Source organism: Streptomyces sp. 130, from assembly GCF_007096885.1.
Classification (GTDB): Bacteria; Actinomycetota; Actinomycetes; order Streptomycetales; family Streptomycetaceae; genus Streptomyces.
Map to the genome: position 1 here is coordinate 98,768 of NZ_VJNO01000020.1, position 23,812 is coordinate 122,579.

General features: G+C 71.5%; 20 protein-coding genes and 2 tRNA genes. 6 read left to right on the forward strand and 16 right to left on the reverse strand.

The features are described from left to right. Positions 1–254: 254 nt before the first annotated feature. Both FKN01_RS18800 and FKN01_RS18805 read left to right on the forward strand, forming a co-directional pair. Positions 255–995 carry a DUF5324 family protein gene (locus tag FKN01_RS18800; protein ID WP_143622077.1) on the forward strand — a complete coding sequence of 247 codons (741 nt, stop codon included), beginning with the start codon at positions 255–257 and terminating at the stop codon, positions 993–995. Positions 996–1,155: 160 nt separating this feature from the next. After that, entirely contained in the window at positions 1,156–1,863 is a 708-nt protein-coding gene (locus FKN01_RS18805; protein ID WP_143622079.1) for a response regulator transcription factor, read from the forward strand. Here the strand turns inward: FKN01_RS18805 and FKN01_RS18810 are convergent. From FKN01_RS18810 to FKN01_RS18835, 6 genes are all read right to left on the reverse strand, one after another. After that, on the reverse strand, positions 1,849–3,507 hold the full coding sequence (locus FKN01_RS18810; RefSeq protein WP_143622081.1) for a cell wall metabolism sensor histidine kinase WalK: 1,659 nt from the start codon (positions 3,505–3,507) through the stop codon (positions 1,849–1,851). The genes FKN01_RS18805 and FKN01_RS18810 overlap by 15 nt on opposite strands. Before the next feature lie 15 nt (positions 3,508–3,522). Next, positions 3,523–4,812, reverse strand: a complete 1,290-nt coding sequence (locus tag FKN01_RS18815) for an ABC transporter permease (protein ID WP_143622083.1) — start codon at positions 4,810–4,812, stop codon at positions 3,523–3,525. Further along, positions 4,809–5,498, reverse strand: coding sequence for an ABC transporter ATP-binding protein (locus FKN01_RS18820; RefSeq protein ID WP_143622085.1), 690 nt, complete (start codon positions 5,496–5,498; stop codon positions 4,809–4,811). Before FKN01_RS18820 ends, FKN01_RS18815 begins: the two co-directional genes overlap by 4 nt. 80 nt (positions 5,499–5,578) lie before the next feature. Next, on the reverse strand, positions 5,579–6,919 hold the full coding sequence (locus tag FKN01_RS33590) for a peptidoglycan-binding protein (RefSeq protein ID WP_143622087.1): 1,341 nt from the start codon (positions 6,917–6,919) through the stop codon (positions 5,579–5,581). Positions 6,920–6,922: 3 nt separating this feature from the next. Next, on the reverse strand, positions 6,923–7,495 hold the full coding sequence (locus FKN01_RS18830) for a hypothetical protein (RefSeq protein WP_143622089.1): 573 nt from the start codon (positions 7,493–7,495) through the stop codon (positions 6,923–6,925). 176 nt (positions 7,496–7,671) lie between these two features. Beyond that, a tRNA-Ala gene (locus tag FKN01_RS18835) sits at positions 7,672–7,744 on the reverse strand. Positions 7,745–7,912: 168 nt separating this feature from the next. Here FKN01_RS18835 and FKN01_RS18840 point away from each other — a divergent pair. Beyond that, entirely contained in the window at positions 7,913–8,461 is a 549-nt protein-coding gene (locus tag FKN01_RS18840) for a helix-turn-helix transcriptional regulator (protein WP_143622091.1), read from the forward strand. Positions 8,462–8,516: 55 nt separating this feature from the next. Next, entirely contained in the window at positions 8,517–9,908 is a 1,392-nt protein-coding gene (locus FKN01_RS18845; RefSeq protein WP_143622092.1) for a serine/threonine-protein kinase, read from the forward strand. A gap of 22 nt (positions 9,909–9,930) precedes the next feature. Here the strand turns inward: FKN01_RS18845 and FKN01_RS18850 are convergent, their stop codons facing one another. Together FKN01_RS18850 and FKN01_RS32850 are read right to left on the reverse strand one after the other, a co-directional pair. Continuing rightward, the gene (locus FKN01_RS18850; protein ID WP_143622128.1) at positions 9,931–11,265 is read right to left on the reverse strand and encodes a hypothetical protein; all 1,335 of its coding nucleotides are present in this window, start codon (positions 11,263–11,265) and stop codon (positions 9,931–9,933) included. Positions 11,266–11,631: 366 nt separating this feature from the next. Beyond that, a complete protein-coding gene (locus FKN01_RS32850) occupies positions 11,632–11,766 on the reverse strand; it encodes a DLW-39 family protein (RefSeq protein ID WP_221939369.1) in 135 nt (44 codons plus the stop codon). 295 nt (positions 11,767–12,061) lie between these two features. On the opposite strand from FKN01_RS32850, the gene FKN01_RS18860 reads away from it, so the two are divergent. Together FKN01_RS18860 and FKN01_RS18865 are read left to right on the forward strand one after the other, a co-directional pair. Further along, a complete protein-coding gene (locus tag FKN01_RS18860) occupies positions 12,062–12,445 on the forward strand; it encodes a DUF6344 domain-containing protein (RefSeq protein ID WP_143622094.1) in 384 nt (127 codons plus the stop codon). 171 nt (positions 12,446–12,616) lie between these two features. Beyond that, positions 12,617–12,940, forward strand: coding sequence for an SCO4225 family membrane protein (locus FKN01_RS18865; RefSeq protein ID WP_143622096.1), 324 nt, complete (start codon positions 12,617–12,619; stop codon positions 12,938–12,940). A gap of 73 nt (positions 12,941–13,013) precedes the next feature. On the opposite strand, the gene FKN01_RS18870 is transcribed toward FKN01_RS18865, so the two are convergent. The 8 genes from FKN01_RS18870 to dnaN all read right to left on the reverse strand — a co-directional run bounded on the left by FKN01_RS18870 (position 13,014) and on the right by dnaN (position 22,911). Beyond that, positions 13,014–13,090, reverse strand: a tRNA-Ile gene (locus FKN01_RS18870). Positions 13,091–13,166: 76 nt separating this feature from the next. After that, on the reverse strand, positions 13,167–13,766 hold the full coding sequence (locus FKN01_RS18875) for a DUF3566 domain-containing protein (protein ID WP_143622098.1): 600 nt from the start codon (positions 13,764–13,766) through the stop codon (positions 13,167–13,169). Between the two features lie 93 nt (positions 13,767–13,859). Then, entirely contained in the window at positions 13,860–16,514 is a 2,655-nt protein-coding gene (gene gyrA / locus FKN01_RS18880) for a DNA gyrase subunit A (protein ID WP_143622099.1), read from the reverse strand. A gap of 46 nt (positions 16,515–16,560) precedes the next feature. Further along, positions 16,561–18,648, reverse strand: coding sequence for a DNA topoisomerase (ATP-hydrolyzing) subunit B (gyrB, locus tag FKN01_RS18885; RefSeq protein WP_143622101.1), 2,088 nt, complete (start codon positions 18,646–18,648; stop codon positions 16,561–16,563). 354 nt (positions 18,649–19,002) lie between these two features. After that, the gene (locus FKN01_RS18890; protein ID WP_143622103.1) at positions 19,003–19,566 is read right to left on the reverse strand and encodes a DUF721 domain-containing protein; all 564 of its coding nucleotides are present in this window, start codon (positions 19,564–19,566) and stop codon (positions 19,003–19,005) included. Beyond that, on the reverse strand, positions 19,563–20,693 hold the full coding sequence (gene recF / locus FKN01_RS18895) for a DNA replication/repair protein RecF (RefSeq protein ID WP_143622105.1): 1,131 nt from the start codon (positions 20,691–20,693) through the stop codon (positions 19,563–19,565). The genes FKN01_RS18890 and recF overlap by 4 nt, the downstream gene beginning before the upstream one ends. An 81-nt stretch (positions 20,694–20,774) precedes the next feature. Then, complete coding sequence (gene gnd / locus FKN01_RS18900; RefSeq protein WP_143622107.1) at positions 20,775–21,653, reverse strand: phosphogluconate dehydrogenase (NAD(+)-dependent, decarboxylating); 879 nt, start codon at positions 21,651–21,653, stop codon at positions 20,775–20,777. Between the two features lie 127 nt (positions 21,654–21,780). Then, the gene (gene dnaN, locus FKN01_RS18905) at positions 21,781–22,911 is read right to left on the reverse strand and encodes a DNA polymerase III subunit beta (RefSeq protein WP_143622109.1); all 1,131 of its coding nucleotides are present in this window, start codon (positions 22,909–22,911) and stop codon (positions 21,781–21,783) included. Positions 22,912–23,812 lie beyond the last annotated feature (901 nt).

A 23,812-nucleotide genomic window follows, 5' to 3' on the forward strand; every position in this document is an offset into this window, starting at 1 on the left:
CGGCACGGTACGGGTTCGCGGACCGCGCCGACGCCCCGATCCTTGCACGGGCCGCGCCCGCGGCGCCGCGGCACGACGGATGCGGCCAAGTGCGTGACGAACCGGCGCGATCCATGACGAACCATGGCATGGTCGTCGGAAGGTACCGAATGACCCGGATGCCCGCCCCGCATGCCGCACACGGCCCACGCAGGCATGATCTCGAATTGGGTGGAAAGGCGGACTACCTACCCGCCACCAAGGAGGAGGATCCCGTGACCCGCATCGACAGCGTGCGTGCCGCAACCGACTCGGCGAGGGACAGCGTGCAGCACGCCGCGGACGTGGTGGCGCCCTACGCCGACTCGGCCAAGGACCAGGCCGTTCACTATGCGCACGAGGCCCGCACGCTGCTCGCACCGAAGGTGTCGAAGGCAGCCAAGCAGGCCCGTGTCCAGTACGGGGCGCACGTCGCCCCGCGTATCGAGCTCGCTCTCACACACGTACCCCCGAAGGTCGACGAGGTCGCCCAGCGCGCCGCGCTCCGCACCCGTCAGGCCGCCCGCAGCGCCGCGGACTACACCGTCCCGCGCATCGAGAGCGCCCGGGCCGCCGCCCAGCCGGTGGCGGAGGAGGCCGCCGCGCGCAGCGCCGCCGCGGTGGCCGCCCTGCGCGGCCAGGTCACGGCGGAGCAGATCCGCAAGCTGGCCCGGAAGCACGAGCGGCGGTCCAGGGCGGGCAAGGCGTTCAAGGGCCTGGCCATCACCGGTGTCCTGGCGGGCGCCGGCTACGCGGTGTGGCGCTGGTGGGACAAGCAGGCCAACCCCGAGTGGCTGGTGGAACCGCCCGCCCCCACCGAGGTCGACGACCGCGCCCCGCTGTCCTCCGTCGACGGGAGCCCGCACGCCTCGACGCTCCTGGACCCCGAGGTCGAGGCCAAGCAGGCCGACGCCGAGGCGGCCGGCGAGGACGGCCCGGACGCCGCGGGCGGCACGGACCTGGACGACCGCCCCTGACCGGCACACACCGCGGGGCGGCACGCGCACCAGGACGGGCGCCGGAGGACCACGAGGTCACCGGCGCCCGTCCGCGTACCCGGAACCCCCTCCGTGCCCGGCTCCTCCGGTCGTTCTGTACTACCGTTCGGACACCGGCAGGAGGCCGTGGAGGGGGAACGTGAGCGCTCGCATACTGGTCGCCGAGGACGACGCGAAGCAGTCCCGTCTGATCAGGATCTATCTCGAACGAGAAGGACACGCCGTCCATGTGGTCGCGGACGGACGGGCGGCGCTCGAACGGGCGCGCTCGGCGCGACCCGACCTCATCGTCCTCGACGTGATGCTCCCCCTGGTCGACGGCCTCGACGTGTGCCGCATCCTGCGCACCGAGTCCGACGTGCCGATCCTGCTGCTCACCGCCCGGGTGGCCGAGGAGGACATGCTCCTCGGCCTCGACCTCGGCGCCGACGACTACCTCACCAAGCCGTACAGCCCCCGCGAGCTCACCGCCCGGGTGCGGGCCCTGCTGCGCCGCTCGGGCAGGTCCGGCGGTGGCGACGGACCCGCGGTGCTGCGGGTCGGCGAGGTGGAGCTGGACACCGCGCGCTTCGAGGTCCGGGTGGCGGGACGGCCGGTGGAGCTGACCGCGAAGGAGTTCGCCATCCTCGAGACGCTCGCCCGGGAGCCGGGCCGGGTCTTCACCCGTGCCCAGATCATCGAGCGCGTCTTCGGTTTCGACCGGGACGTGCTGGAAAGGACCGTCGACGCCCATGTGATGAACATGCGGCGGAAGCTGGCGACGGGACCGGACGGCCCCCGCCCTGTGGAGACGGTGTACGGCAGGGGCTACCGCCTCGCGGACGGTCCCGTCTCAGCGCCCTCCTGAGGCCTCGCCCGCCGCCGGGGGCCGCCCGCCTGGCGCCGGCGGAAGGACGACCGCGAGCGTGGTTCCCTCCCCGACCGTGCTGCGCACCTCGATGGCGCCCCCGTGGTCGGCGACGATCTGGCGGGCGATCGAGAGACCCAGTCCGCTGCCTCCGGTGGCCCGGTCCCGCGAGGCGTCCGCCCGCCAGAAGCGGTCGAAGAGCCGTGGCAGGTCCTCGGCCGCGATCCCCGTGCCCGTGTCGCGTACCTCCATGACGGCCCGGTCGCCGTCCGCGAGCAGGGCCAGGGTCACCGTTCCCCCCGGGGCGGTGGCGCGCAGCGCGTTGCCGACGAGATTGCCCACGACCTGGCGCAGCCGGTCCGGGTCGGCCCGCGTGTACGCCGGGCGCGGCGCGTCCAGGGCCAGCGTGATGCCCGCGCCCCGCGCCTGGGGGAGGTGGGCGCGGTGGCTCGTCTCCAGCAGCTCGCGGAGATCGATGTCCCTGCGCTGGTAGGCCAGCGCGCCCGCCTCGGCGAGCGCGAGGTCCCGCAGGTCGTCCACGATCCGCTGCTGCAGCAGCGCCTCCTCGTGGAGGGATTCGAGGAGTTCGGGGGTCGGTTCGAGGACCCCGTCGCGCAGGGCCTCCAGATACCCGCGCAGATTGGCCAGCGGGGTGCGCAGCTCGTGCGCGATGTCGCTGGTGAGGCGGCGCTGGTGCTCCTCGCCCGCCTGGAGCGAGGCGGCCATGCGGTTGAAGGCCCCGCCGAGCTGCGCGATCTCGTCCCGGCCGGACGCGGGCACCCGCCGCCCCAGGTCGCCTTCGCCCAGCCCCTTCGCGGCGAGCGTCAGGGCGCGTACGGGGCGCAGGACGGCCCTGCTCAGCAGCAGCCCGCCCAGGATGACCACGAGGGCCACGCCCGCCGCGACGGCCGCGGTGGGGGCGATGGCCAGGGACGGCGGCGACTCGTCCCGGAAGCCGAGCCCGACTTCGAGGCGCGGCGGAGCCACGGAGACGACGCGCTCGTCGAAGACCCGCTGCAAGCAGTCGGAGAACCGTTTCTCCAACTCGCACGGCCGCAGCGCGTCGAGGTCCCCGGGGGTCAGCGGGTCGTACGCGTCCCGGGGCTTCGGACACCGGGCGGGCCTGTGGTCCGTGCGCACCGTCGGCACACCGAAGGCACCGGTCCCGGCGACGGCCTCGGCCCCCGCGCGGGTGAGGCAGGACGCGTCGGCGGCGTACGAACGGTAGGCGGCGACGGCGGAGGCGGCCTGCTTCATGGCGGCCCGCCGCACCTGTCCCCCGGCGATCCGGAGCGTCGGGCGCGCGTCGACGAGCACCGGCGGCCGACCGCTCACCGGGCGCGGTGCGCGGCCGGCCAGGGTGTCGGAGTCGGCGAGCAGCGCCTCGGCCTCGGTCGCCACCCGGATGCGCTGCCCGGTGTCCTTGGCGAGCGCCGCGACGGTCGGCGCGAGCCCGTCCCAGGTGGCGTGCGCCAGCCCGTACGCGCGCAGCGCCCCGGCGATCCGGGAGGTGTCCTGCTGACCGGCCGTGACGGTCTCCCGCACCTGGCGGTTGGCCTGGCGCAGGGTCAGCCAGGCGGTGGCCGCCGTGGCGGTCATCGCGATCAGCATCAGCAGGCCGAGGGCCCGTATCCGGAAGCTCATCCTGTCCCCCTCCCGTCAGGTGCCGGCCAGCGCCCGGGTCGGCGCGAGCCCGCTGGCCCGTACCGCCGGATACACCCCGGCGACCGCGCCGATGACCAAGGTCGATCCGATGCCCGCCGCGCTCGCCCACACCGGCACGACCGTAGGCCAGTCGCGGCTGAGGGCGTAGCCCGAGGTGATCAGCGTCCCCAGGACCGTTCCGGCGAGTCCGCCGATGAGCGACAGGAGCAGTGACTCCATCACGAACTGCGTGCGGATCTGCCCCCTGGTCGCACCGAGCGCGCGGCGCAGCCCGATCTCCGTACGCCGTTCCAGCACGGAGATCACCATGGTGTTGCCGACTCCGACGCCGCCGACCAGCAGGGCCACCCCGCCGAGCCCCAGCAGCAGCCCGGTCAGGGCGGATGCGGTCGCCTCGCGGGCGGCGAGCGCGTCCGAGGGCCGCGAGACGCGCACCTCGCCGGGCTTCTCGGGGTACGCCGTGGCCGCGAGCACGTCCCGCACCGCGGCGACCCGGCTGTCCTCAGCGCGTACGTAGACCGTGGACGGGTGGCCGTCGAAGCGGAGGTAGGTCCGCGCGGCCGGCCGGCCGACCAGGGCGGCGCTGTCGAGCTCCGGAGCGAGCGGCACCGGGTCGAGCACACCGATCAGCGAGAACCAACGGCCGCCGATCCAGACCCGGATGCCCGGCCGGTACACGTCCAGCCGCTGGGCGGCCGTCGCCCCGAGCACGACCGCCGGGTACTCCTCGGTGGCGGAGTCCAGCCAGCGGCCCTCGCGGAGGCGTCCGCCGACGGCGGGCAGCAGACCGGTGTCCGCCGCGAGGACGCTCAGCGAACCGGTGCGCCCGATGGCGATGCGTTCGTTGCGGTAGACGTGCGCGCCGGTCTCGCCGGTGGCGGCGACCTGCCGCACCGGCGGGATGCGGCGGACCATCGCCACGGACTCTTCGGGGAGTTGGGCCTTCTCGCCGGACAGGGATTCGCCGGGGGCGACCCTCAGCAGGTTCGTCCCCAGCGCGTCGAGCCTGCGGTCCACCTCTGCCTGGCCCGAGCCGGAGATGCCCACCACCGCGATCATGGCGGCGACCCCGATGGCGATCCCGAGGGCGGAGAGGAAGACGCGGAGGGGGCGGGTGCGCAGCCCGGTGGAGCCGAGCCGTACGACGTCGGCGGGGCGGAGGCGTGCGGGGCGCGGGCGGGACGACTGGCCCCGCTTTCGGTTTCGCGCCTGCCGGGGCGGGAACGGCGAGGGCGTCCCGGCCTCTTCCCGGGCCGGCCCGGGCGTATGCGTACGGTCCGTCATCGGGGTGCCCCGATCGTCGCGCCGCGGGTGACGTCACCGATCAGCCGGCCGTCGCGCATGTCGAGGCGGCGGGGGAGCCCGGCCGCGATCTCCCGGTCATGGGTGATGACGACCACCGTGGTGCCAGCCGCGTGCAGCTCGTGCAGCAGTTCCAGCACGGCCGCCCCGGAAGCGGAGTCGAGGTTCCCGGTCGGCTCGTCGGCCAGCAGGACCGCCGGTCCGCCGACCACCGCGCGGGCGACCGCGACCCGCTGCCGTTCACCGCCGGAGAGCTGATGCGGAAGGTGGTGGACGCGGTGGCCGAGCCCCACCCGGGCGAGCGCGGCGGCTGCCCTGACCCTGCGGAGGCGCAGCGGCACCCCCGCGTAGAGCAGGCCGTCACCGACCGCGTCGAGCACCGGCACTCCGACCGCCAGGTGGAACTGCTGGAAGACGAAGCCGATCCGGGTGGCCCGGAGCGCCGAGACCTCCCGGTCGGACAGCTTCGCCACATCGTGGCCGTCGATCAGCACCCGGCCGCAGGACGGCCTGTCCAGGGTGCCCATCAGCTGGAGCATGCTCGACTTGCCGGAGCCCGAGGGCCCGACGACGGCGACCAGCTCCCCGCGTCCGATCCGCAGACTGACGTCCCGCACCGCGTGCACCCCGCCCGGGTACGTCTTGGACACGGCGTCGAATTCCACCACCGCCGAAGGGCACGCGCCGGGCGCCCCCGAGGCCCCGCCGGATGCCGGGCCACCCGATCCGGGCGCCGAAGAGTCCCCGCTCACTCCGGAATCCTCACTTTCAGTCCCGCGCGGACCGCCGGACCGCTCACCTCCACGTCCCCGTCCGCGAACAGCCCGGTGCGCACGGCGACGAAGGTGCCGTCCGCCCTCTCCAGGCCGTGGCCGCCCTCCGCGAGGGCGACCAGGGCGGCGACCGGGACGGTCAGCACGTTCTCGGCCCGGCGCCCCACGTATTCGACGGTCACGGGGCCGCTCTCCCACTTCCCCAGGGCCTTCTGGTCCTCGATGGTGAGGGTCACCGGCACCGTCGCCGCCCGCTCGCCCGAACCGCCTTCCCCCTCGGCCTCGTTCGCCTGCTTCCCCACGGACGCCACCCGCCCCTCCACAGGGGTCTCGTCGGGAAGCCTGATCGTCACGTCGGCGCCGCGCACGGCCCACGACGCCTCGGCCGCCGAGGCGTTGACGACGACCTTGCGCGTCGTGCCGGTGCAGGTGAGGGCGCCCTCTCCGACGGCGGCGCCCAGCCGGACGCCCGGCCGGCCGATCCGTATCCGCCCCGCGCCGTAGACGACGTCGCCGACGCCGACCGTGCCGGTCTGCGGCAGGCCGAGCGACTTCTGCCAGCGTCCGACCGCCGCGGCGGTCGCCTCCGTGTACGTCTCGTCCACCGTGAAGCCCGTGTAGCCGAGGGCGGCGAGATTGGTCTCGAACTGCAGGACGTCCATGCCCCGTACGGGCGCCGGCTCCTGGGCGGCGGGGCGCGCCGCCTCATCGGTCCCGCCGGTCTTGCTGGGATCACCGGTCTCGCCGGTCCTACCGGTCCCACCGGCCCCACCGGTCCTACCGGTCCCACCGGTCCCACCGGTCCCGCCGGCCTCGCCGGTTTCCCCGGACTTGCCGGTCTTGCCGGTCCCCCCGGCCTCTCCGGTCCCACTGGTCCCTCCAGTCCCGCCGGAATCACCGGACGCGTCGGGCTCGGGGGCGGCAGGCGCCGGGCCCAGGTCGCGGTACATCGGCAGTGCCCCGTAGAGCAGCACGACCGGGCGGTCGTCGACGCGCAGCAGCGTGTCGCCGCGCCCCGCGGTCGTGCCGGACGCGGGCAGCCAGGTCACCGTGCCCGTCGCCTTGACCGGCAGCGGGATCTCGGGGCCGTATCCCAAGGTGCCGTCCACCGCGGTGCGTTCGGTCAGCGTCGCCCGGGTGACGGGGACGGTCGAGCCGGTCCTGGGAGGGGCGCCCGGCCCCTCGTCCCCGTCGCCGCCGAGCCCGAGGGCTCCGGTCACCGCGACCGCCGCCACGACGGCCGCAGCGGCGACGGCGAGAGAGAGCCGCCGTCCGCGAGCCCCGCGCTTCTCGTCGAGGTCTGTCACCGTCTCCACCGCTCAGCCCTTGCCCGGTCCCGCGTTCCCGGGGTCCCCGATGACCGGCCCGCAGATCCGGGCGGCCCGCTTCGCTCCGGCCGCGCTCTGGTCCCACTCGCCCTGGCCGAGGCCGTCGGGTCCGGGGTCGGGGAAGTCGGCGGCACCGTTCCTCTGCATGCAGGCGGCGTACTCGCGCTTCACCTTGATCTGGGCGGCCGACAGCTTGGGCTGGTTGCCCTTCTCGACGCTCTCGGGCACGGCGGAGACGTACTGCGCGCACTTCTCCTGGGCGGCCCTGAACTTCGGGTCCTGCTTCAGCTCACGCCGCTGGTCGCCCGCGCCGAAGTCGATGGTGCCCCTCGCGTCGGGGTCCGGTGCGTCCACGCCGTGTTCCCGCAGGCACTTCACGTAAGCGCGCTGGGCCTTCACGTACGCGGCAACGTCGTCCGTGGCCCTTCCCGCCGCGGCCGGGGCCGACACCTTCCCGCCTCCGGCCGTCGGAACCTCCGCGCCGCCGTCGCTCCCGCCGCAGCCGGCCAGCACGAAGGCCATGACCGAGGCCGCGACGGCCGGCCGTACCCGGTTCGTCCTCATCGTTCTCCCGCTCTCCCTGTCGGCCCGGCCGCGGGCGCGGCGGGCAGGGCGAACGTAGGAGCGGAACGATGAAGAACCTTTGAAGAACCTGTCCGACGGCCGTGCGGTCCGGCGCGGGCCCATGCAAAGAACTCCCCCGACCCGCGTTTCCGCAGGTCGGGGGAGTTCTGAGGAGGTGGAGCCTAGGAGATTCGAACTCCTGACATCTGCCTTGCAAAGGCAGCGCTCTACCAACTGAGCTAAGGCCCCGACAGCACGCAGCCAGAACACCTCGATGTTCCGGCCACCGCCGCAGAACAGAGTACCGGCTCACCCCCGTGATCCTGCAAAAATACGGGGACTCCCCGTGCGCGACCACGCTCCGTAAGATGCTGGTCGAGGTTCGCAGCAGCGAAGCGAATGCGAAGGGGAGACGCAATGGATGCAGCGCAGCAAGAGGCCACGGCCAGAGCCAGAGATCTTCAACGCAGTTGGTACGGGGAGCCGTTGGGGGCGCTCTTCCGCCGGCTGATCGACGACCTCGGCCTCAACCAGGCCCGCCTCGCCGCGGCACTCGGACTGTCCGCTCCCATGCTCTCCCAGCTCATGAGCGGTCAGCGCGCCAAGATCGGCAACCCGGCGGTCGTCCAGCGCGTCCAGGCCCTCCAGGAGCTGGCCGGCCAGGTCGCCGACGGCAGCGTCAGCGCCGCCGAGGCCACGGCCCGCATGGAGGAGATCAAGAAGTCCCAGGGCGGCTCGGTCCTCTCGGGCACCGGCCAGACCACGTCGAGCGGCGGTGCGCCCACCGTGCGCCGGGTGGTCCGGGAGATCCAGTCGCTGCTGCGCTCGGTCGCCGCCGCCGGTGACATCATCGATGCCGCGGACTCCCTCGCCCCGACCCACCCGGAACTGGCAGAGTTCCTCCGGGTGTACGGAGCTGGGCGCACCGCGGAAGCGGTGGCGCACTACGAGAGCCACCAGAGCTAGGCCCAGCAGGGCAGGGGCACGGGCCGGGACACGAACGGGGAGCGGGCGCAGCGCCATGGGTGAGGTCTTCGCCGGACGGTACGAACTGGTCGATCCGATCGGACGCGGTGGGGTCGGTGCCGTATGGCGCGCCTGGGACCACCGGCGCCGCCGCTATGTGGCGGCCAAGGTTCTCCAGCAGAGCGACGCGCACACACTGCTCCGCTTCGTCCGTGAACAGGCGCTGCGCATCGAACACCCCCATGTGCTGGCGCCGGCCAGCTGGGCCGCCGACGACGACCAGGTCCTGTTCACCATGGACCTCGTCAGCGGCGGCTCGCTGGCCCATGTGATCGGCGACTACGGCCCGTTGCCCCCTCGGTTCGTCTGCACCCTGCTCGACCAGCTGCTGTCCGGACTCTCCACGGTGCACGCCGAAGGCGTCGTGCACCGGGACATCAAACCGGCCAACATCCTTATGGAGGCCACCGGTCGGGGCCGGCCGCATCTTCGGCTGTCGGACTTCGGCATCTCCATGCGCAAGGGCGAGCCCCGGCTCACCGAGACGAACTACGTGGTGGGGACGCTCGGTTACTTCGCGCCCGAGCAGATGCTGGGCGCCGAACCGGACTTCCCGGCGGACCTCTTCGCGGTCGGCCTGGTCGCCCTCTATCTGCTCCAGGGCACCAAACCCGACTCGCAGGAGCTCATCGAGCACTTCGCGGAGCACGGCACGCCGAGCGCCCCGGACGGCGTCCCGGAGCCGCTGTGGCAGGTCATCGCGGGGCTCCTGCAGCCGGACCCGCAGGACCGTTTCCGCACGGCCACGGGTGCGCGCAAGGCCCTGAACGCCGCCGTCGAGATGCTTCCCGAGCCATCGGACACCGAGGAGCCGGTGGAGGTCTTCGACCAGATCGGCCCGCTGCCCGAGGGCTTCGGCCCCGACGGCCCCCTGCGGTCCGGCGGGACGGCGGCAGCGCACTCACCGGACCACGGGGCGACCGGGCAGCCGGCCACGGCCTCGCCGCCCCCACAAGCCCCGGCCGCTCAGCCGACGGCGCCCCCGCCGACCGGGCCGCGACAGCCGGAGCCCTTCCCCTCCCCGCCCGCTTCCATGTCCGAGACGGGCAGTTTCCACCTCCCGCCCCCCGGGCCGGCCGTTCCCGCACACCACGCCCCGCAAACCGCCGCACCTGCGGCCCCGTACGGCTACCCGAACCCGGCAGGCCGCCCCGCCCCCGACGCGGCGCCCGGGCAGGCACCGGTCCCCGGTCCGCACGGCCAGTCCTTCACCCAGCCGTCCTTCACCCAGCCCTACACGGGGCCCCGGCAAGGTGCGGCCGCGCTCCAGGCCCCGGCCGCCGCCCCGGGAACGCGTCCGGGACCGTCCCCGAAGGTGGCGGTCCCGGTCCTGCTGGTGGCGCTGGTCTGCTTCGCCGTGGGCGTCTGGGCGCTGACCCAGGTCTGAGTACGAGGACGGCCCGCCCCGCCTACCAGGCCTGGGGCGGCCCGCCGTACGGGAACTGCCCGCCCGTGGGGGCGGCCGGTGCGGCCGGTGCCCGGCGTCGCGCGACCAGGGTCCACGCCCCCAGCCAGAGCACGAGCACGGTGCCGGCGCCGATGCCGGCCGCCGCGACCAGCTTCATCGTGCCGCGCTCGCTCCGGGCCTCAGCGGCCTGCGCCCCGCTCTGCCCTTCCCGCGCCGCGTCCTTGTCGCCCTGGGTCACGGCGAAGATTCCGGCGTCCCCCTTGTACGGCGACTTCCCCGCCTCGCCCTTCACACTGATCTTGAGCGTCAGGGCGATCGGCTTCTGCCCGTACACCTTCGCGACGTCCGGGCTCAGCGAGACGGAGAGGTAGTACCAGCCGGCGAACCGCATCCCGCTGACATCGTCACCGGAGTCGTACCGGTTCCGGTACGCCACCGGGGGCAGCGGGTCGAAGGGCACGGAGACCGGCTTTCCCGAATAGGACATGGGCGACACATCGGCGACATGCCCCAGCGCGGGATTCTCCAGTGACACCGCCAGCGCGCTGCTGACGTAAGCGCTCTTCTCGGCGGTGCTGTTGCTCAGCTCGGCCGTCGCGAAGAACTGCTGGCCCCAGTCCACCGGGACCCGGTAGAAGAGGGTCTGCCCGGGCTCGATCCGGTCCTTCCACTCACCGGTCTCCAGGCTCGTGGCGTCGTAGTAACCGGCGCCCCCGCGCCGGGTGTTGTCCGTGGCGGCGTCCGGCGGCGGCGGGGAAGCGGACGGCCAGACCGTCGGGGCGGTGGCCGGCTCGGAGGAGGGTTTCGCGAGCTCCGGCTCGGAGGCGTAACGCAGTTCCAGGCCCCACTCCCCCTGGTCGGAGGTCGCCTTGCTCTCCCGTTCGATCAGCACGTAGTAGGTGCCGGCGTCCTGGCAGGTGCCGTCCTGGTCGATCCGCCGGGAGGCGTAGGCGGCGATGGGGCGCGGGTACTGCGCGGATCCGAACACGGCGTCCTGCGAACTGCACTCGTCGTCCGAGCTGTCCCGGATGCTGACCGTGATCCCGTCCCCGTACGCCACCTTGCCGCCGCTCTTCGGCACCACGACGGCGGAGACATAGGCGTTCGTCCTCGCGTCCAGGTCCAGCCGGTAGTACAGCTTCTGCCCGCTCCGGATCGCGCTCTCGTAGACCCCGCCCGGATTCAGCTTCGCCGCCTCGGCGCTGATGTCGGCGCCGACGACCGACTCGGCGTCCGGATCGAAGGTGTACGAGCCGGGGGCACCGGCCGCGTACGCCTGTCCCGGCGGCGCCGCCACCGCGAACACCGTCGCCACCGCCGCGAGCGCCCCCCGCATCCTGCTGCGCCGCCTCATCACGCGCTTCCCCCTCGTCATCCGTGCGGCTGCCCCTCGACGGCCGCCCACCTATACGAACACGGCCGGAATCGCGGCCACGGCGGCAGCCCCCTCGGCCGCGACGACGGCCCATCCTGCCCCTCCCGCACCGCGACTGTCTTCGGCGGCGGCCCCGTCGCCTCGCTCGCCGCCGTCCTTCCCGTCAGCCGGCGGCCGGGCTCGCGCACCCCCGCCCCCGCGGCGCCTTTGCCCACGCAAGCTATTGATTCGCTTGCGTGAACTCAAGAGCACAGCCGTCACGGCCCCGCAACAGCACGAAGCCCCGGCCGCGTCAGCGACCGGGGCTTCGTACCAGGCTGTTCCGTCTCAGGCACCCGAACCCGCGGGCACGGAGTCGGTCGCCTCCGTCCACAGATCCTGCTCGGCGCGATCCGCCTGGATCTGGCGGTACACGAGGAGCCCGCCGATGGCGGCCAGTGCGACCAGGAGAAGCTTCTTCACCGCGCGACCTCGTCCTTCGTTGGCGTAGGGGACTTCTGCCGCCCGACTATACACACCGGCCGATATCGACCGGTGACCTGCCCGCAACCCAATTGGCGCCTGCCGGAGTGCGGCCGGGGCCCCTCTGTGCGTGCCCCTCAGGGAGCCCCTGCCGAAAGCCGGCCGGGCCGGTTGAACCATACGAGTGGTGTTCATCTGAAGATCGGCGCATGCGCGGCGTCGGTCCACGGAATCGCGGGCCGGATCCACATCATCGGAAAGGTAAGCAAACCGGACCACCCGAAAGTGAGGGGCCATGAGCACCGTCACGGCCAAGAACATCTGGACCGCCTTCGTCACAGCGTTCTTCGCACTCCTCGCGGCCCTGGGCTTCGCGAGCTCCACGGCCACCGCCGCGCAGGCCACGGCCACGAACACGAACACCGAGCCGGCGGCCACGGCCCACGAGCACACGCCCGCCGCCCGCGCAACAGCGACCGGACCTTCGGTGCGATGGACCCTTCCGCGTGACCGGGCACTGCCACCCACGATGAAGCAGCGCATCCGGGCCGAGGCCCACGGCTCCTCGCCCGCCACCCGGCACCTGCCCACCGACACCCGGAACTCCGTGAACACCACGGGCTCGGCCCGCGCCCCGCACGGCACTCCGGCGCAGGACGCCTCGCTCCTCCCACCGTGACAGCGCCACCGCACCTGATCCCCTGAGCCCCCGGGCCGGTTCACACCGGACGGGGGCTTTCCCGTGCGTCCGCGCGTCCACACATGCCGATTGAGTACGCGTACTCACGCCCGGAGCGCGCCCCGCCACCAGCATGGGTGCCACCAAGTACCGCTACTCCGGGGGGATCCCATGCACGCCCGCACCCTGCTCCGCCTCACCTTCGCCAACCCCGTCTCCGCCGTCTACCTGGCGATCGTCGGCGCCGCCATCGTGTTCGAGGCGGCCGTCGCGACGTTCGGGGAACCCGGCTTCGTCGGCATCTGGCCCTTCCTCCTCACCGCCCCGGTGTCCCTGCTGTTCGCCATGGTGGGCGCGAGCGTCGACGGCCCGGAGAACCTCTCTTACTGGTTCCTGGCCGGCGGGATCGTCGTCAGCGCCCTGGTCCAGGCGTTCGTCCTCGGCGCGCTCACCGAGACGCTGCGCGGCCGTCTGCGGCGTGCGGCAGCGAGATGACGCGCAACCTGCTCACGTGAGTAGGTCCGGCAACGCCGAAGGCCCCCACCGTTTCCGGTGGGGGCCTTCGTACTGGTGGGGCTAACAGGATTTGAACCTGTGGCCTCATCCTTATCAGGGATGCGCTCTAACCAACTGAGCTATAGCCCCGCCGCGCTTTTCCGTCGCGCTGACTTCTGAAGATTAGCGCACGTCGGGGCCAGTCCCAAAATCGATACCCGCAGGGCTACTCGTCCTCGGCCAGCGTGAGCTCGACACCGCCCACGAAACCCGCCGACAGGTTGTAGATGAAGGCGCCCAGGGTGGCCAGCGCGGTGGCCAGGACCACGTCGATCACCGCGATGACCGAGGTGAAGATCAGGACCCTGGGAAGCGACAGGAAGGCCTGGAGGTCGAAGCCGTTGCCCTCGTTGGAACCGGTCGCCTCGCTGATGGTGCCGCCCACGGTGGAGAAGACGCCCATCGCGTCCATCACCATCCACAGGACCGCCGACGCCACCACCGTGCAGATGCCGAGCGCGATGGACAGCAGGAAGCTGACCTTCATCACCGACCACGGATCGGCCTTGGACACCCGCAGACGCGCCTTGCGGGTACGGGGAGTGGTCCGCGCCCCCGTCCGCGGTTTGCGGGCCGTCTGGGCCGGTCCGGCGCCCTGCTGATGGCCGTAGGGCCGCCCACCGCCGTGCGTCCCGCCCGGAGGCGAGGGGTAGGCCTGCGGCGGGTGGTACGGGCCCGCCGGGCCGGGTGCGGGTTCCCGCTCGCCGGGCAGCGGCCCGGTCGCGTAACCCTCGTACTGGGGCTGAGGGCCCCGCGTATCCGTCACAGTGCCCCCTTGGGAGTCCGTGGCGGGGCCACGGGCACCGTTACCTCCGGCTCCGGAAGCGGCCGAACCGGCGCCCGTGGCTCCACTCACGCTCTACTCCTCGTGCTCCCCGGTCGAGGACGACGTGTCCTCGACATTGCTGTCGGCCGTGCTGCCGGCGGCCTCGTCGGCCGTGGTCGCCTCGGTCGTCCCGCCTTCGGCGTCGCTGTCGACGGGTCCGTCGACCTCGTCGGCCTCGCGGCCCGCCTCGGCGTTGCGGGCGATGCCGACGACGGCATCCCGCTTGCCCAGATTGATCAGTTGGACGCCCATGGTGTCACGGCCCGTCTCCCTGACTTCGTTGACTCGCGTACGAATCACACCACCGCCGAGCGTGATGGCGAGGATCTCGTCCGTCTCCTCCACCACCAGCGCGCCGACCAGCGAGCCCCGGTCCTCCACGATCTTGGCGGCCTTGATTCCGCGGCCGCCGCGGCCCTGGACGCGGTACTCGTCGACCGCGGTCCGCTTCGCGTACCCGCCGTCGGTTGCAGTGAACACGAAAGTACCGGGCCTGACGACATTCATCGAGAGCAGTTCGTCTCCCTCGCGGAAACTCATGCCCTTGACGCCCGAGGTGGCGCGGCCCATAGGCCGCAGCGCCTCGTCCGTCGCGGTGAACCTGATCGACTGGGCCTTCTTGCTGATGAGCAGCAGATCGTCCTCGGCCGAGACCAGCTCCGCGCCGATCAGCTCGTCGTCGGCGCCGTCCGCCGTCTCGCGCAGGTTGATGGCGATGACACCGCCGGAGCGCGGCGAGTCGTAGTCCTTCAGCGCGGTCTTCTTCACCAGGCCGCCCTGGGTGGCCAGGATCAGGTAGGGCGCGGCGTCGTAGTCGCGGATCGCGAGGATCTGCGCGATCCGCTCGTCCGGCTGGAAGGCCAGCAGGTTCGCCACGTGCTGGCCGCGCGCGTCACGGCCGGCGTCCGGCAGCTCGTACGCCTTGGCCCGGTAGACCCGCCCCTTGTTGGTGAAGAACAGCAGCCAGTGGTGCGTCGTGGACACGAAGAAGTGGTCGACGATGTCGTCTTCCTTGAGCTTCGTACCGCGCACGCCCTTGCCGCCGCGCTTCTGCGAGCGGTAGTCGTCCGTCTTGGTGCGCTTCACATAGCCGCCACGGGTGATCGTGACGACGATGTCCTCCTCGGCGATCAGGTCCTCGATGGACATGTCGCCCTCGAAGGGCACCAGCTTGGACCGTCGGTCGTCGCCGAACTTGTCGACGATCGCCGCGAGCTCCTCGCTGACGATCTGCCGCTGCCGCGCGGGCGAGGCCAGGATCTCGTTGTACTCGTTGATCTTCGCCTGGAGCTCGTCGTGCTCGGCGGTGATCTTCTGGTGCTCCAGCGCGGCCAGCCGGCGCAGCTGCATCTCCAGGATCGCGTTCGCCTGGAGGTCGTCGATCTCCAGCAGGCCCATCAGGCCCTCACGGGCGATCTCGACGGTCTGGCTGCGCCGGATGAGGGCGATGACCTCGTCGATGGCGTTCAGGGCCTTCAGCAGGCCGCGCAGGATGTGCGCCCGCTCCTCGGCCTTGCGCAGCCGGAACTTCGTGCGCCGGACGATGACCTCGATCTGGTGCGTCACCCAGTGGCGGATGAACGCGTCGATCGACAGGGTGCGCGGCACCCCGTCCACCAGCGCCAGCATGTTGGCGCCGAAGTTGGTCTGGAGGTCGGTGTGCTTGTACAGGTTGTTCAGGACGACCTTGGCGACCGCGTCCCGCTTCAGCACGACGACCAGGCGCTGCCCGGTGCGCGAGGAGGTCTCGTCGCGCACGTCGGCGATGCCGCCGATCTTGCCGTCCTTCACCAGGTCGGCGATCTTCTGCGCGAGGTTGTCCGGGTTGGTCTGGTACGGAAGCTCCGTGACGACCAGGCACTGGCGGTTCTGGATCTCCTCGACCGCCACGACCGCGCGCATCGTGATCGAGCCGCGGCCCGTGCGGTACGCCTCCTCGATGCCCTTGCGGCCGACGACCAGCGCGCCGGTGGGGAAGTCGGGGCCCTTGATCCGCTCGATCAGGGCGTCCAGGAGCTCCTCCTGCGAGGCGTCCGGGTTCTCCAGGTACCACTGGGCGCCGGAGGCGACCTCGCGCAGGTTGTGCGGCGGGATGTTGGTCGCCATGCCGACCGCGATGCCCGCGGAGCCGTTGACCAGCAGGTTGGGGAAGCGCGCCGGCAGGACCGTCGGCTCCTGGTTGCGGCCGTCGTAGTTGTCCTGGAAGTCGACGGTCTCCTCGTCGATGTCCCGGACCATCTCCATGGACAGCGGCATCATCTTGCACTCGGTGTACCGCATGGCGGCGGCCGGGTCGTTGCCCGGGGAACCGAAGTTGCCGTTGGAGTCCACCAGCGGCATGCGCATCGACCATGGCTGGGCCAGGCGGACCAGGGCGTCGTAGATCGAGGAGTCGCCGTGCGGGTGGTACGTACCCATGACGTCACCGACGACGCGGGCGCACTTGTAGAAGCCCTTCTCGGGGCGGTAGCCGCCGTCGTACATCGCGTACAGCACCCGGCGGTGGACGGGCTTGAGGCCGTCCCGCACGTCGGGCAGCGCACGCGAGACGATGACGGACATCGCGTAGTCGAGGTAGGAGCGCTGCATCTCCGTCTCGAGCCCGACGGGCTCGACACGCATGCCCACGCCCTCGACGGGCGGAACGTCTTCGGGCGTCACGGGTGCGGGGGTGTTCTCGTCGGCCATTGCTGGTCAAAGTCCTTTCGCGCTGCGGCTTGCTTGTACGGCCGACTCAGATGTCGAGGAAGCGGACGTCCTTGGCGTTGCGCTGGATGAACGAGCGCCGCGCCTCGACGTCCTCACCCATGAGCACCGAGAACAGGTCGTCGGCCTGCGCCGCGTCGTCCAGCGTGACCTGGCCGAGCACCCGGTGGTCGACGTCCATCGTGGTGACGCGCAGCTCTTCCGCGTTCATCTCGCCGAGGCCCTTGAAGCGCTGGATCGAGTCTTCCTTGATCCGCTTGCCGTTCTGCTTGCCGAGCGCGACCAGGGCGTCCCGCTCGCGGTCCGAGTACGCGTACTCGGAGTCGTCGCGGCCCCACTTGATCTTGTACAGCGGGGGGCGCGACAGGTAGACGTGGCCGGCCTCGACCAGCGGACGCATGAAGCGGAACAGGAACGTCAGCAGCAGGGTGTTGATGTGCTGGCCGTCGACGTCGGCGTCCGCCATCAGGATGATCTTGTGATAGCGGAGCTTCTCGATGTCGAAGTCCTCGTGGACCCCGGTGCCGAACGCCGAGATCAGCGCCTGCACCTCGGTGTTCTGGAGGATCTTGTCGACCCGGGCCTTCTCGACGTTCAGGATCTTGCCCCGGATCGGCAGGATCGCCTGGTACATCGGGTTGCGGCCGGACTTGGCCGAGCCGCCTGCGGAGTCACCCTCGACGATGAAGATCTCGCACTTGGTGGGGTCGTTCGACTGGCAGTCGCTGAGCTTGCCGGGGAGCGAGGCGCTCTCCAGCAGCCCCTTGCGCCGGGTCAGGTCGCGGGCCTTGCGGGCCGCCACGCGGGCGGTGGAGGCGGCGATGCCCTTGCGGATGATGTCGGCCGCTTCGTTGGGGTTGCGGTCGAACCAGTCGGTCAGCTGCTCGTGGACGACCTTCTGCACGAAGGTCTTGGCCTCCGTGTTGCCCAGCTTGGTCTTCGTCTGGCCCTCGAACTGCGGCTCGCCCAGCTTCACCGAGATGATCGCGGTCAAACCCTCGCGGACGTCCTCACCGGTGAGGTTGTCGTCCTTCTCGCGGAGCAGCTTCTTGTCGCGCGCGTACCGGTTGACCAGGGAGGTCAGCGCGGCGCGGAAGCCTTCCTCGTGCGTACCGCCCTCATGCGTGTGGATCGCGTTGGCGAAGGAGTAGACGCCCTCGCTGTACTGCGTGTTCCACTGCATGGCGATCTCGACCGAGAGCAGCCGGTCCTTGTCCTCCGCCTCGATGTCGATCACCGACTGGTGGATGACGTCGCCCTTGCGGGAGTTGAGGTACTTGACGAAGTCGACGATGCCGTTCTCGTAGTGGTACGTGACCGAGCGGGCCACTTCCTCCTCGGGAACGTCCACCGCCTCGGCGCTGTCCGCACCGGCCGTCGCCTTCGCCGACTCGCGTTCGTCGGTCAGCGTGAGGGTGAGGCCCTTGTTGAGGAAGGCCATCTCCTGGAAGCGGCGCGAGAGCGTCTCGAAGGAGTACTCGGTCGTCTCGAAGATGTCGCCGTCGGCCCAGAAGGTGACGCTCGTGCCCGTCTCGTCGGTGGCCTCGTTACGCGCCAGCGGGGCGGTCGGGACACCGAACTTGTAGTCCTGGGTCCAGCGGTAGCCGTCGGTCTTCACCTCGACGGCCACCCGCGTGGACAGGGCGTTGACGACGGAGACACCGACGCCGTGCAGACCACCGGAGACGGCGTAACCGCCGCCGCCGAACTTGCCGCCCGCGTGCAGCACGGTGAGCACCACCTCGACGGCGGGCTTGCCTTCGGACGGCACGATGCCGACCGGGATGCCACGGCCGTTGTCGACCACGCGCACCCCGCCGTCGGCGAGGATCGTGACGTCGATGGTGTCCGCGTGCCCGGCCATGGCCTCGTCGACCGAGTTGTCCACGACCTCCTGCACGAGGTGGTGAAGACCGCGCTCACCGGTCGAGCCGATGTACATGCCGGGTCGCTTGCGGACCGCGTCCAGACCCTCCAGCACGGTGATCGCGCTGGCGTCGTACGAGGACTGGGCCTCGGCCGGGGCGGGAGCGGCGTCGCCCTCGCCCTGGGTGGACGGAATGTTCTCGTTGGGGTTGCCGGAATCGGCCACGAAGCGCCCTTTCTGGCACAGCACAGGCCGTTCTCCGGGCAGGCGGGAGCGGCTGCGTCGTTCGGCTTGTATCGACGAATCCCGCCAGACGCGGGATTGTTCATCAGTCTACCGGTAGCGCCGACCCGAATGGGGGTTTGCGGGCACCTGAGTACGCATGTGCCGCCCTGAATGAGCGGCTGACGACTCCCCATATTCGGGACGGGGCCTCAAGGGGCTCACGCAGGCGTTGAGCGCTTCGGCCTGTCAGCCCTCCGCTACGGTGAGGGACGTCCGCTCACCCTCACCTGGTTGCACGTGCCACGTACCCGGCCCCTCGGGGCAGCGGTACTCGGACCGGGCCCGGCGGTAGGTAGGAAAAGCGCAGGTCGCGACGGGTCAGCCGTAGGTGTCGCCCGGGCCCGTGCTCCCCGGGGCGCGCAGCGGGCCGTACCGGTGCTGCGGCCCGCCGGGCCCCAGCACCTTGATCATCCGCACCGTGCCGTTGCCCAGGTCCGCGTTGAGCCGGGCCACCAGCTGGGGAGCCAGCAGCCGCAGCTGCGTCGCCCAGGCCGTCGAATCGCACTGCACCGTCAGCACCCGCTGGTCCGGCTCCTCGTCGTACCGCACGGGCACACAGTGCAGGGCGAGGTCGTCACCGACGATCTGCGGCCAGCGGCCCATCACCCCGCCCACCGCGGCCGGGGTCTCCCAACCGCGCTCGGTGATCAGCCGGTTGATCGCGGCCCCCAGCGGCAGCGGGTCGCGGCCGTCCCGCCGCGCCCCGGAGCGCAGTCCGCCACCCCGCCTGGCCTGCTTCTTCTGCTGTGCCGCCTCGCCGCGAGCCCGCGCCTGCTCCTTCGCCGCGCGCAGGGCGACCCGGGCCAGGTCCACACCGGACGGCTCGGCCGGCTTCGCCCGGTCCTCGCCGCCGGGGCCCTTCCCCTCGCCGTCGCCGCTCACACCCGCTCCACCTCGCCGGCGGACACCGCGTACCGCGTCCCCGCGAGCGCCCCCGGCACGTCGTCGCCCACCGCCGCGGTCACGAGCACCTGCTCGGCCGGCGCCACCAGCTCCGCCAGCCGCTCCCGGCGGCGGGCGTCCAGCTCGGCGAAGACGTCGTCCAGCACCAGCACCGGTTCATTGCCCTCGCCGCGCAGCAGCTCGTACGAGGCGAGGCGCAGCGCCAGCGCGTACGACCAGGACTCCCCGTGGCTCGCGTACCCCTTGGCGGGCATCCCGCGCAGGCCCAGCACCAGGTCGTCGCGGTGCGGGCCGACCAGGGTCACCCCGCGCTCGATCTCCTGCTTGCGGACCCCGGCCAGGGCCTCGATGAGCTGTCCGTACAGCTCCTCGCGCGTCCGTGCGGGGCCGGCCTCGCCGCCGACGGAGCTGCGGTAGTCCAGGGCCACCGGGCCGCCGCCGGGCGCCACGTCCCCGTACGCCTTGTCCGCCAGCGGCTGGAGTGCGGCTATCAGGTCGAGGCGCTGGGCCAGCAGCTCCGCGCCCACCCCGGCCAGATGCTGGTCCCACACGTCGAGCGTCGACAGGTCCAGGGAACGCCCGCCGTGCCTGCGGGCCATCGCGGCGGACTTCAGCAGCGTGTTCCGCTGCTTGAGCACGCGCTCGTAATCCGAGCGCACCCCGGCCATCCGCGGCGACCGCGCGGTGACCAGCTCGTCCAGGAACCGCCGGCGCTCGCCGGGGTCGCCCTTGACCAGGGCCAGGTCCTCCGGCGCGAACAGCACCGTCCGCACGATGCCGAGCACGTCACGGGGCCTGACCTGCGACGATCTGTTGATGCGGGCCCGGTTCGCCTTGCCCGGGTTGAGTTCGAGCTCAACCAGCTGCGAGCGCTCGCCCTGGGTGACGGCCGCCCTGATCACCGCCCGCTCGGCGCCCATGCGGACGAGCGGGGCGTCGGAGGAGACGCGGTGGCTGCCGAGCGTGGCGAGATAGCCGACGGCCTCCACCAGATTCGTCTTGCCCTGGCCGTTCGCGCCCACGAACACGGTGACGCCCGGGTCGAGGGACACCTCGGCCCGGGCGTACGAGCGGAAGTCGGCCAGCGACAGATGCGTGACGTGCATGATGTGCGCCGACCTTCCCGGCTTCCTGCTCCGTGCTCCCGGCGGGAAGGGCGGTCGGCCCCTCCCGCTCCTGGTTGCGGGTTACTTCTTGTTCTCGACCGCGTGGCCGCCGAACTGGTTGCGCAGCGCGGCGATCATCTTCATCTGCGGGGAGTCGTCCTGGCGCGAGGCGAAGCGTGCGAAGAGCGACGCCGTGATCGCGGGCAGCGGCACCGCGTTGTCGATCGCGGCCTCCACCGTCCAGCGGCCCTCGCCCGAGTCGGCCGCGTAGCCGCGGAGCTTGTCGAGGTGCTCGTCGTCGTCCAGAGCGTTGACCGCCAGGTCGAGCAGCCAGGAACGGATGACCGTGCCCTCCTGCCAGGAGCGGAAGACCTCGCGCACGTCCGTGACGGAGTCGACCTTCTCCAGGAGCTCCCAGCCCTCGGCGTACGCCTGCATCATGGCGTACTCGATGCCGTTGTGGACCATCTTGGCGAAGTGGCCGGCGCCGACCTTGCCCGCGTGGACCGCGCCGAAGTCTCCCTCGGGCTTCAGGGCGTCGAAGATCGGCTGGACCTTCGCCACGTCCTCGGCGTCGCCGCCGTACATGAGCGCGTAGCCGTTCTCCAGGCCCCAGACGCCACCGGAGACGCCGCAGTCGACGAAGCCGATGCCCTTGGCGCGCAGCTCCTCCGCGTGCTTCTCGTCGTCGGTCCAGCGGCTGTTGCCGCCGTCCACGACGATGTCGCCGGGCGAGAGGAGCTCGGCCAGCTCGTCCACGGTGGACTGGGTCGCGGCTCCGGCCGGGACCATCACCCACACGACCCGGGGGCCCTTGAGGCTGCCCACGAGCTCTTCCAGGCTGTGGACGTCGGCGAGGTCCGGGTTGCGGTCGTAACCGATGACAGTGTGGCCTGCGCGGCGGATGCGCTCGCGCATGTTGCCGCCCATCTTGCCGAGGCCGACGAGACCGAGCTCCATCAGAGATTCCTTAGCGTTGTGCCGATTCGTACCCAAGTCCGAGCCTACGCCCGGAAGGGGACAGGACGCCGCGCGTGCTCGGCGCTGAACACGCCCGGCGGGCCCCGCCGGGGCGGGGCCGGGAGGGTCAGCCGGAAAGGCGGACCGGCATGATCAGGTACTTGTACGCGTCGTCCGCCTCGGCGTCCACGGCCGGGCGGCCGCTGAGCAGTGCCGGCTTGGTGGAGGTCGTGAACGAGAGCTGGGCGACCGGGGAGTCGATGGCGCTGAGGCCGTCGAGCAGGAAGGTCGGGTTGAAGGCGATCGAGATGTCGTCGCCCTCCAGCACGGCGTCGACCCTTTCCACAGCCTGTGCGTCGTCGCTGGAGCCGGCCTCCAGGATCAGGACGCCCTGCTCGAAGGTCAGCCGGACCGGGGTGTTGCGCTCGGCCACCAGGGCGACGCGCTTGACGGCCTCGACGAACGGGGCGGTCTCGATCACCGCGACCGAGTTGAACTCGGTGGGGAAGAGCGTCCGGTACTTCGGCAGGTCGCCTTCGAGCAGTCGGGTGGTGGTACGCCGTCCGGCACCCTCGAACCCGATGAGCCCCTCGCCCGCGCCCGAGCCGGACAGCGCCAGGGTGACCGTGTCACCGCTGGTGAGGGCCTTGGCGGTGTCCAGCAGCGTCTTGGCGGGCACCAGGGCGACGGCGGACGCCTCCGGGTCCTCCGGCTTCCAGAGGAACTCGCGGACCGCGAAGCGGTAGCGGTCGGTGGAGGCGAGGGTGACGGTGTCGCCCTCGATCTCGATGCGGACACCGGTCAGGACCGGCAGCGTGTCGTCGCGGCCCGCGGCGATGGCGACCTGGGCGGCGGCGGAGGCGAAGACCTCGCCGGGCACGGTGCCGGTCGCGGTCGGCATCTGCGGCAGCGCCGGGTACTCCTCCACAGGAAGGGTGTGGAGTGTGAATCGCGAGGAGCCGCAGGAGACCGTCGCCCGTACACCGTCTGTGGAGATCTCCACCGGCCGGTTGGGGAGGGCGCGGCAGATGTCGGCGAGCAGCCGGCCGGAGACGAGGACGGTGCCGTCTTCCTCCACCTCGGCCTCCACCGAGACCCGTGCGGAGACCTCGTAGTCGAAGCTGGAGAAGCTGAGCGATCCGTCCTCGGCCTTCAGCAGAAGCCCCGCGAGAACGGGGGCCGGCGGACGGGCCGGAAGGCTGCGGGCCACCCAGGCCACCGCCTCCGCGAGTACATCGCGCTCCACCCGGATCTTCACCGGAACCGCCTCCTGCTGCTGTCTTCGCCCTGTCGGCCTTCGTCGTCTGGTCGGGTCGCTCCGCCGGTGAACGGGGGAGGACGCCGGGGACCAGTCTGACGCACCGCACCGACACTCGTTGCTGCTCGGGGTCAAATCGCGGCGAGCGGCCCGGAGCGCTCCGAGGGCGAGTTGTGCACAGGACCCACTTCGAAACGGATTCCGGGCTAACTATGGGTGGTGGTAGTAGTAGGCCCTGTGGAAACCGTGGATAACCTCGTTTCCGCAGCTCAGAGCCTGTTCTTTATCCACCGGCCCTGTGGGTGGCACCGGTGGACAACCCGGGCTTTCTGTGGACACCCGGAAGTTGTGCACAAGCCGTACACAGGGGAGGGCGGTTTCTCCCCAGGTCTGTCCCCAGCTTTACCCCCGTTCCCCACAGGCCAACCCTGCCCCTCGGTGTGACGCCTTTCACTCGGGCCAGTGATGGAGCCTGCCGTGTTGCCGAACAGTGGACAGCTATGTGGAGAAGGGGCCTCCGGCTGGGGAAAACAGCCTCGGACCTGTGGGCAGTCGGTGGACAACGCCGAGCGCGGCCTGTGGACGAAGATCTTGTCCACAGCCTGTGGATCATCGTTGACCACAAATCCCCAACCCGCTGAGCTGGCCCGATGCGCTCCAGCCCCGCCCGCCTGTGGATGCAGTATGGACAACTTTTGGATCCCCAGGCTGTGGAGGGAAAAAAGTGCCCGGATCTGTGGAGAACACCCGTGACCTCCCGATTAATCGAACAGCGCGGGGCCTCCGGGAGCGGACCCGGTGGACGGCGGACCGGTCTCCGGAGCCCCGCCAAGGGGGTTGCCGGCCCGCTTTCGGGGAACACAGAAGGGCGCTGTGCGGACTCCTGACGAGTCCGCACAGC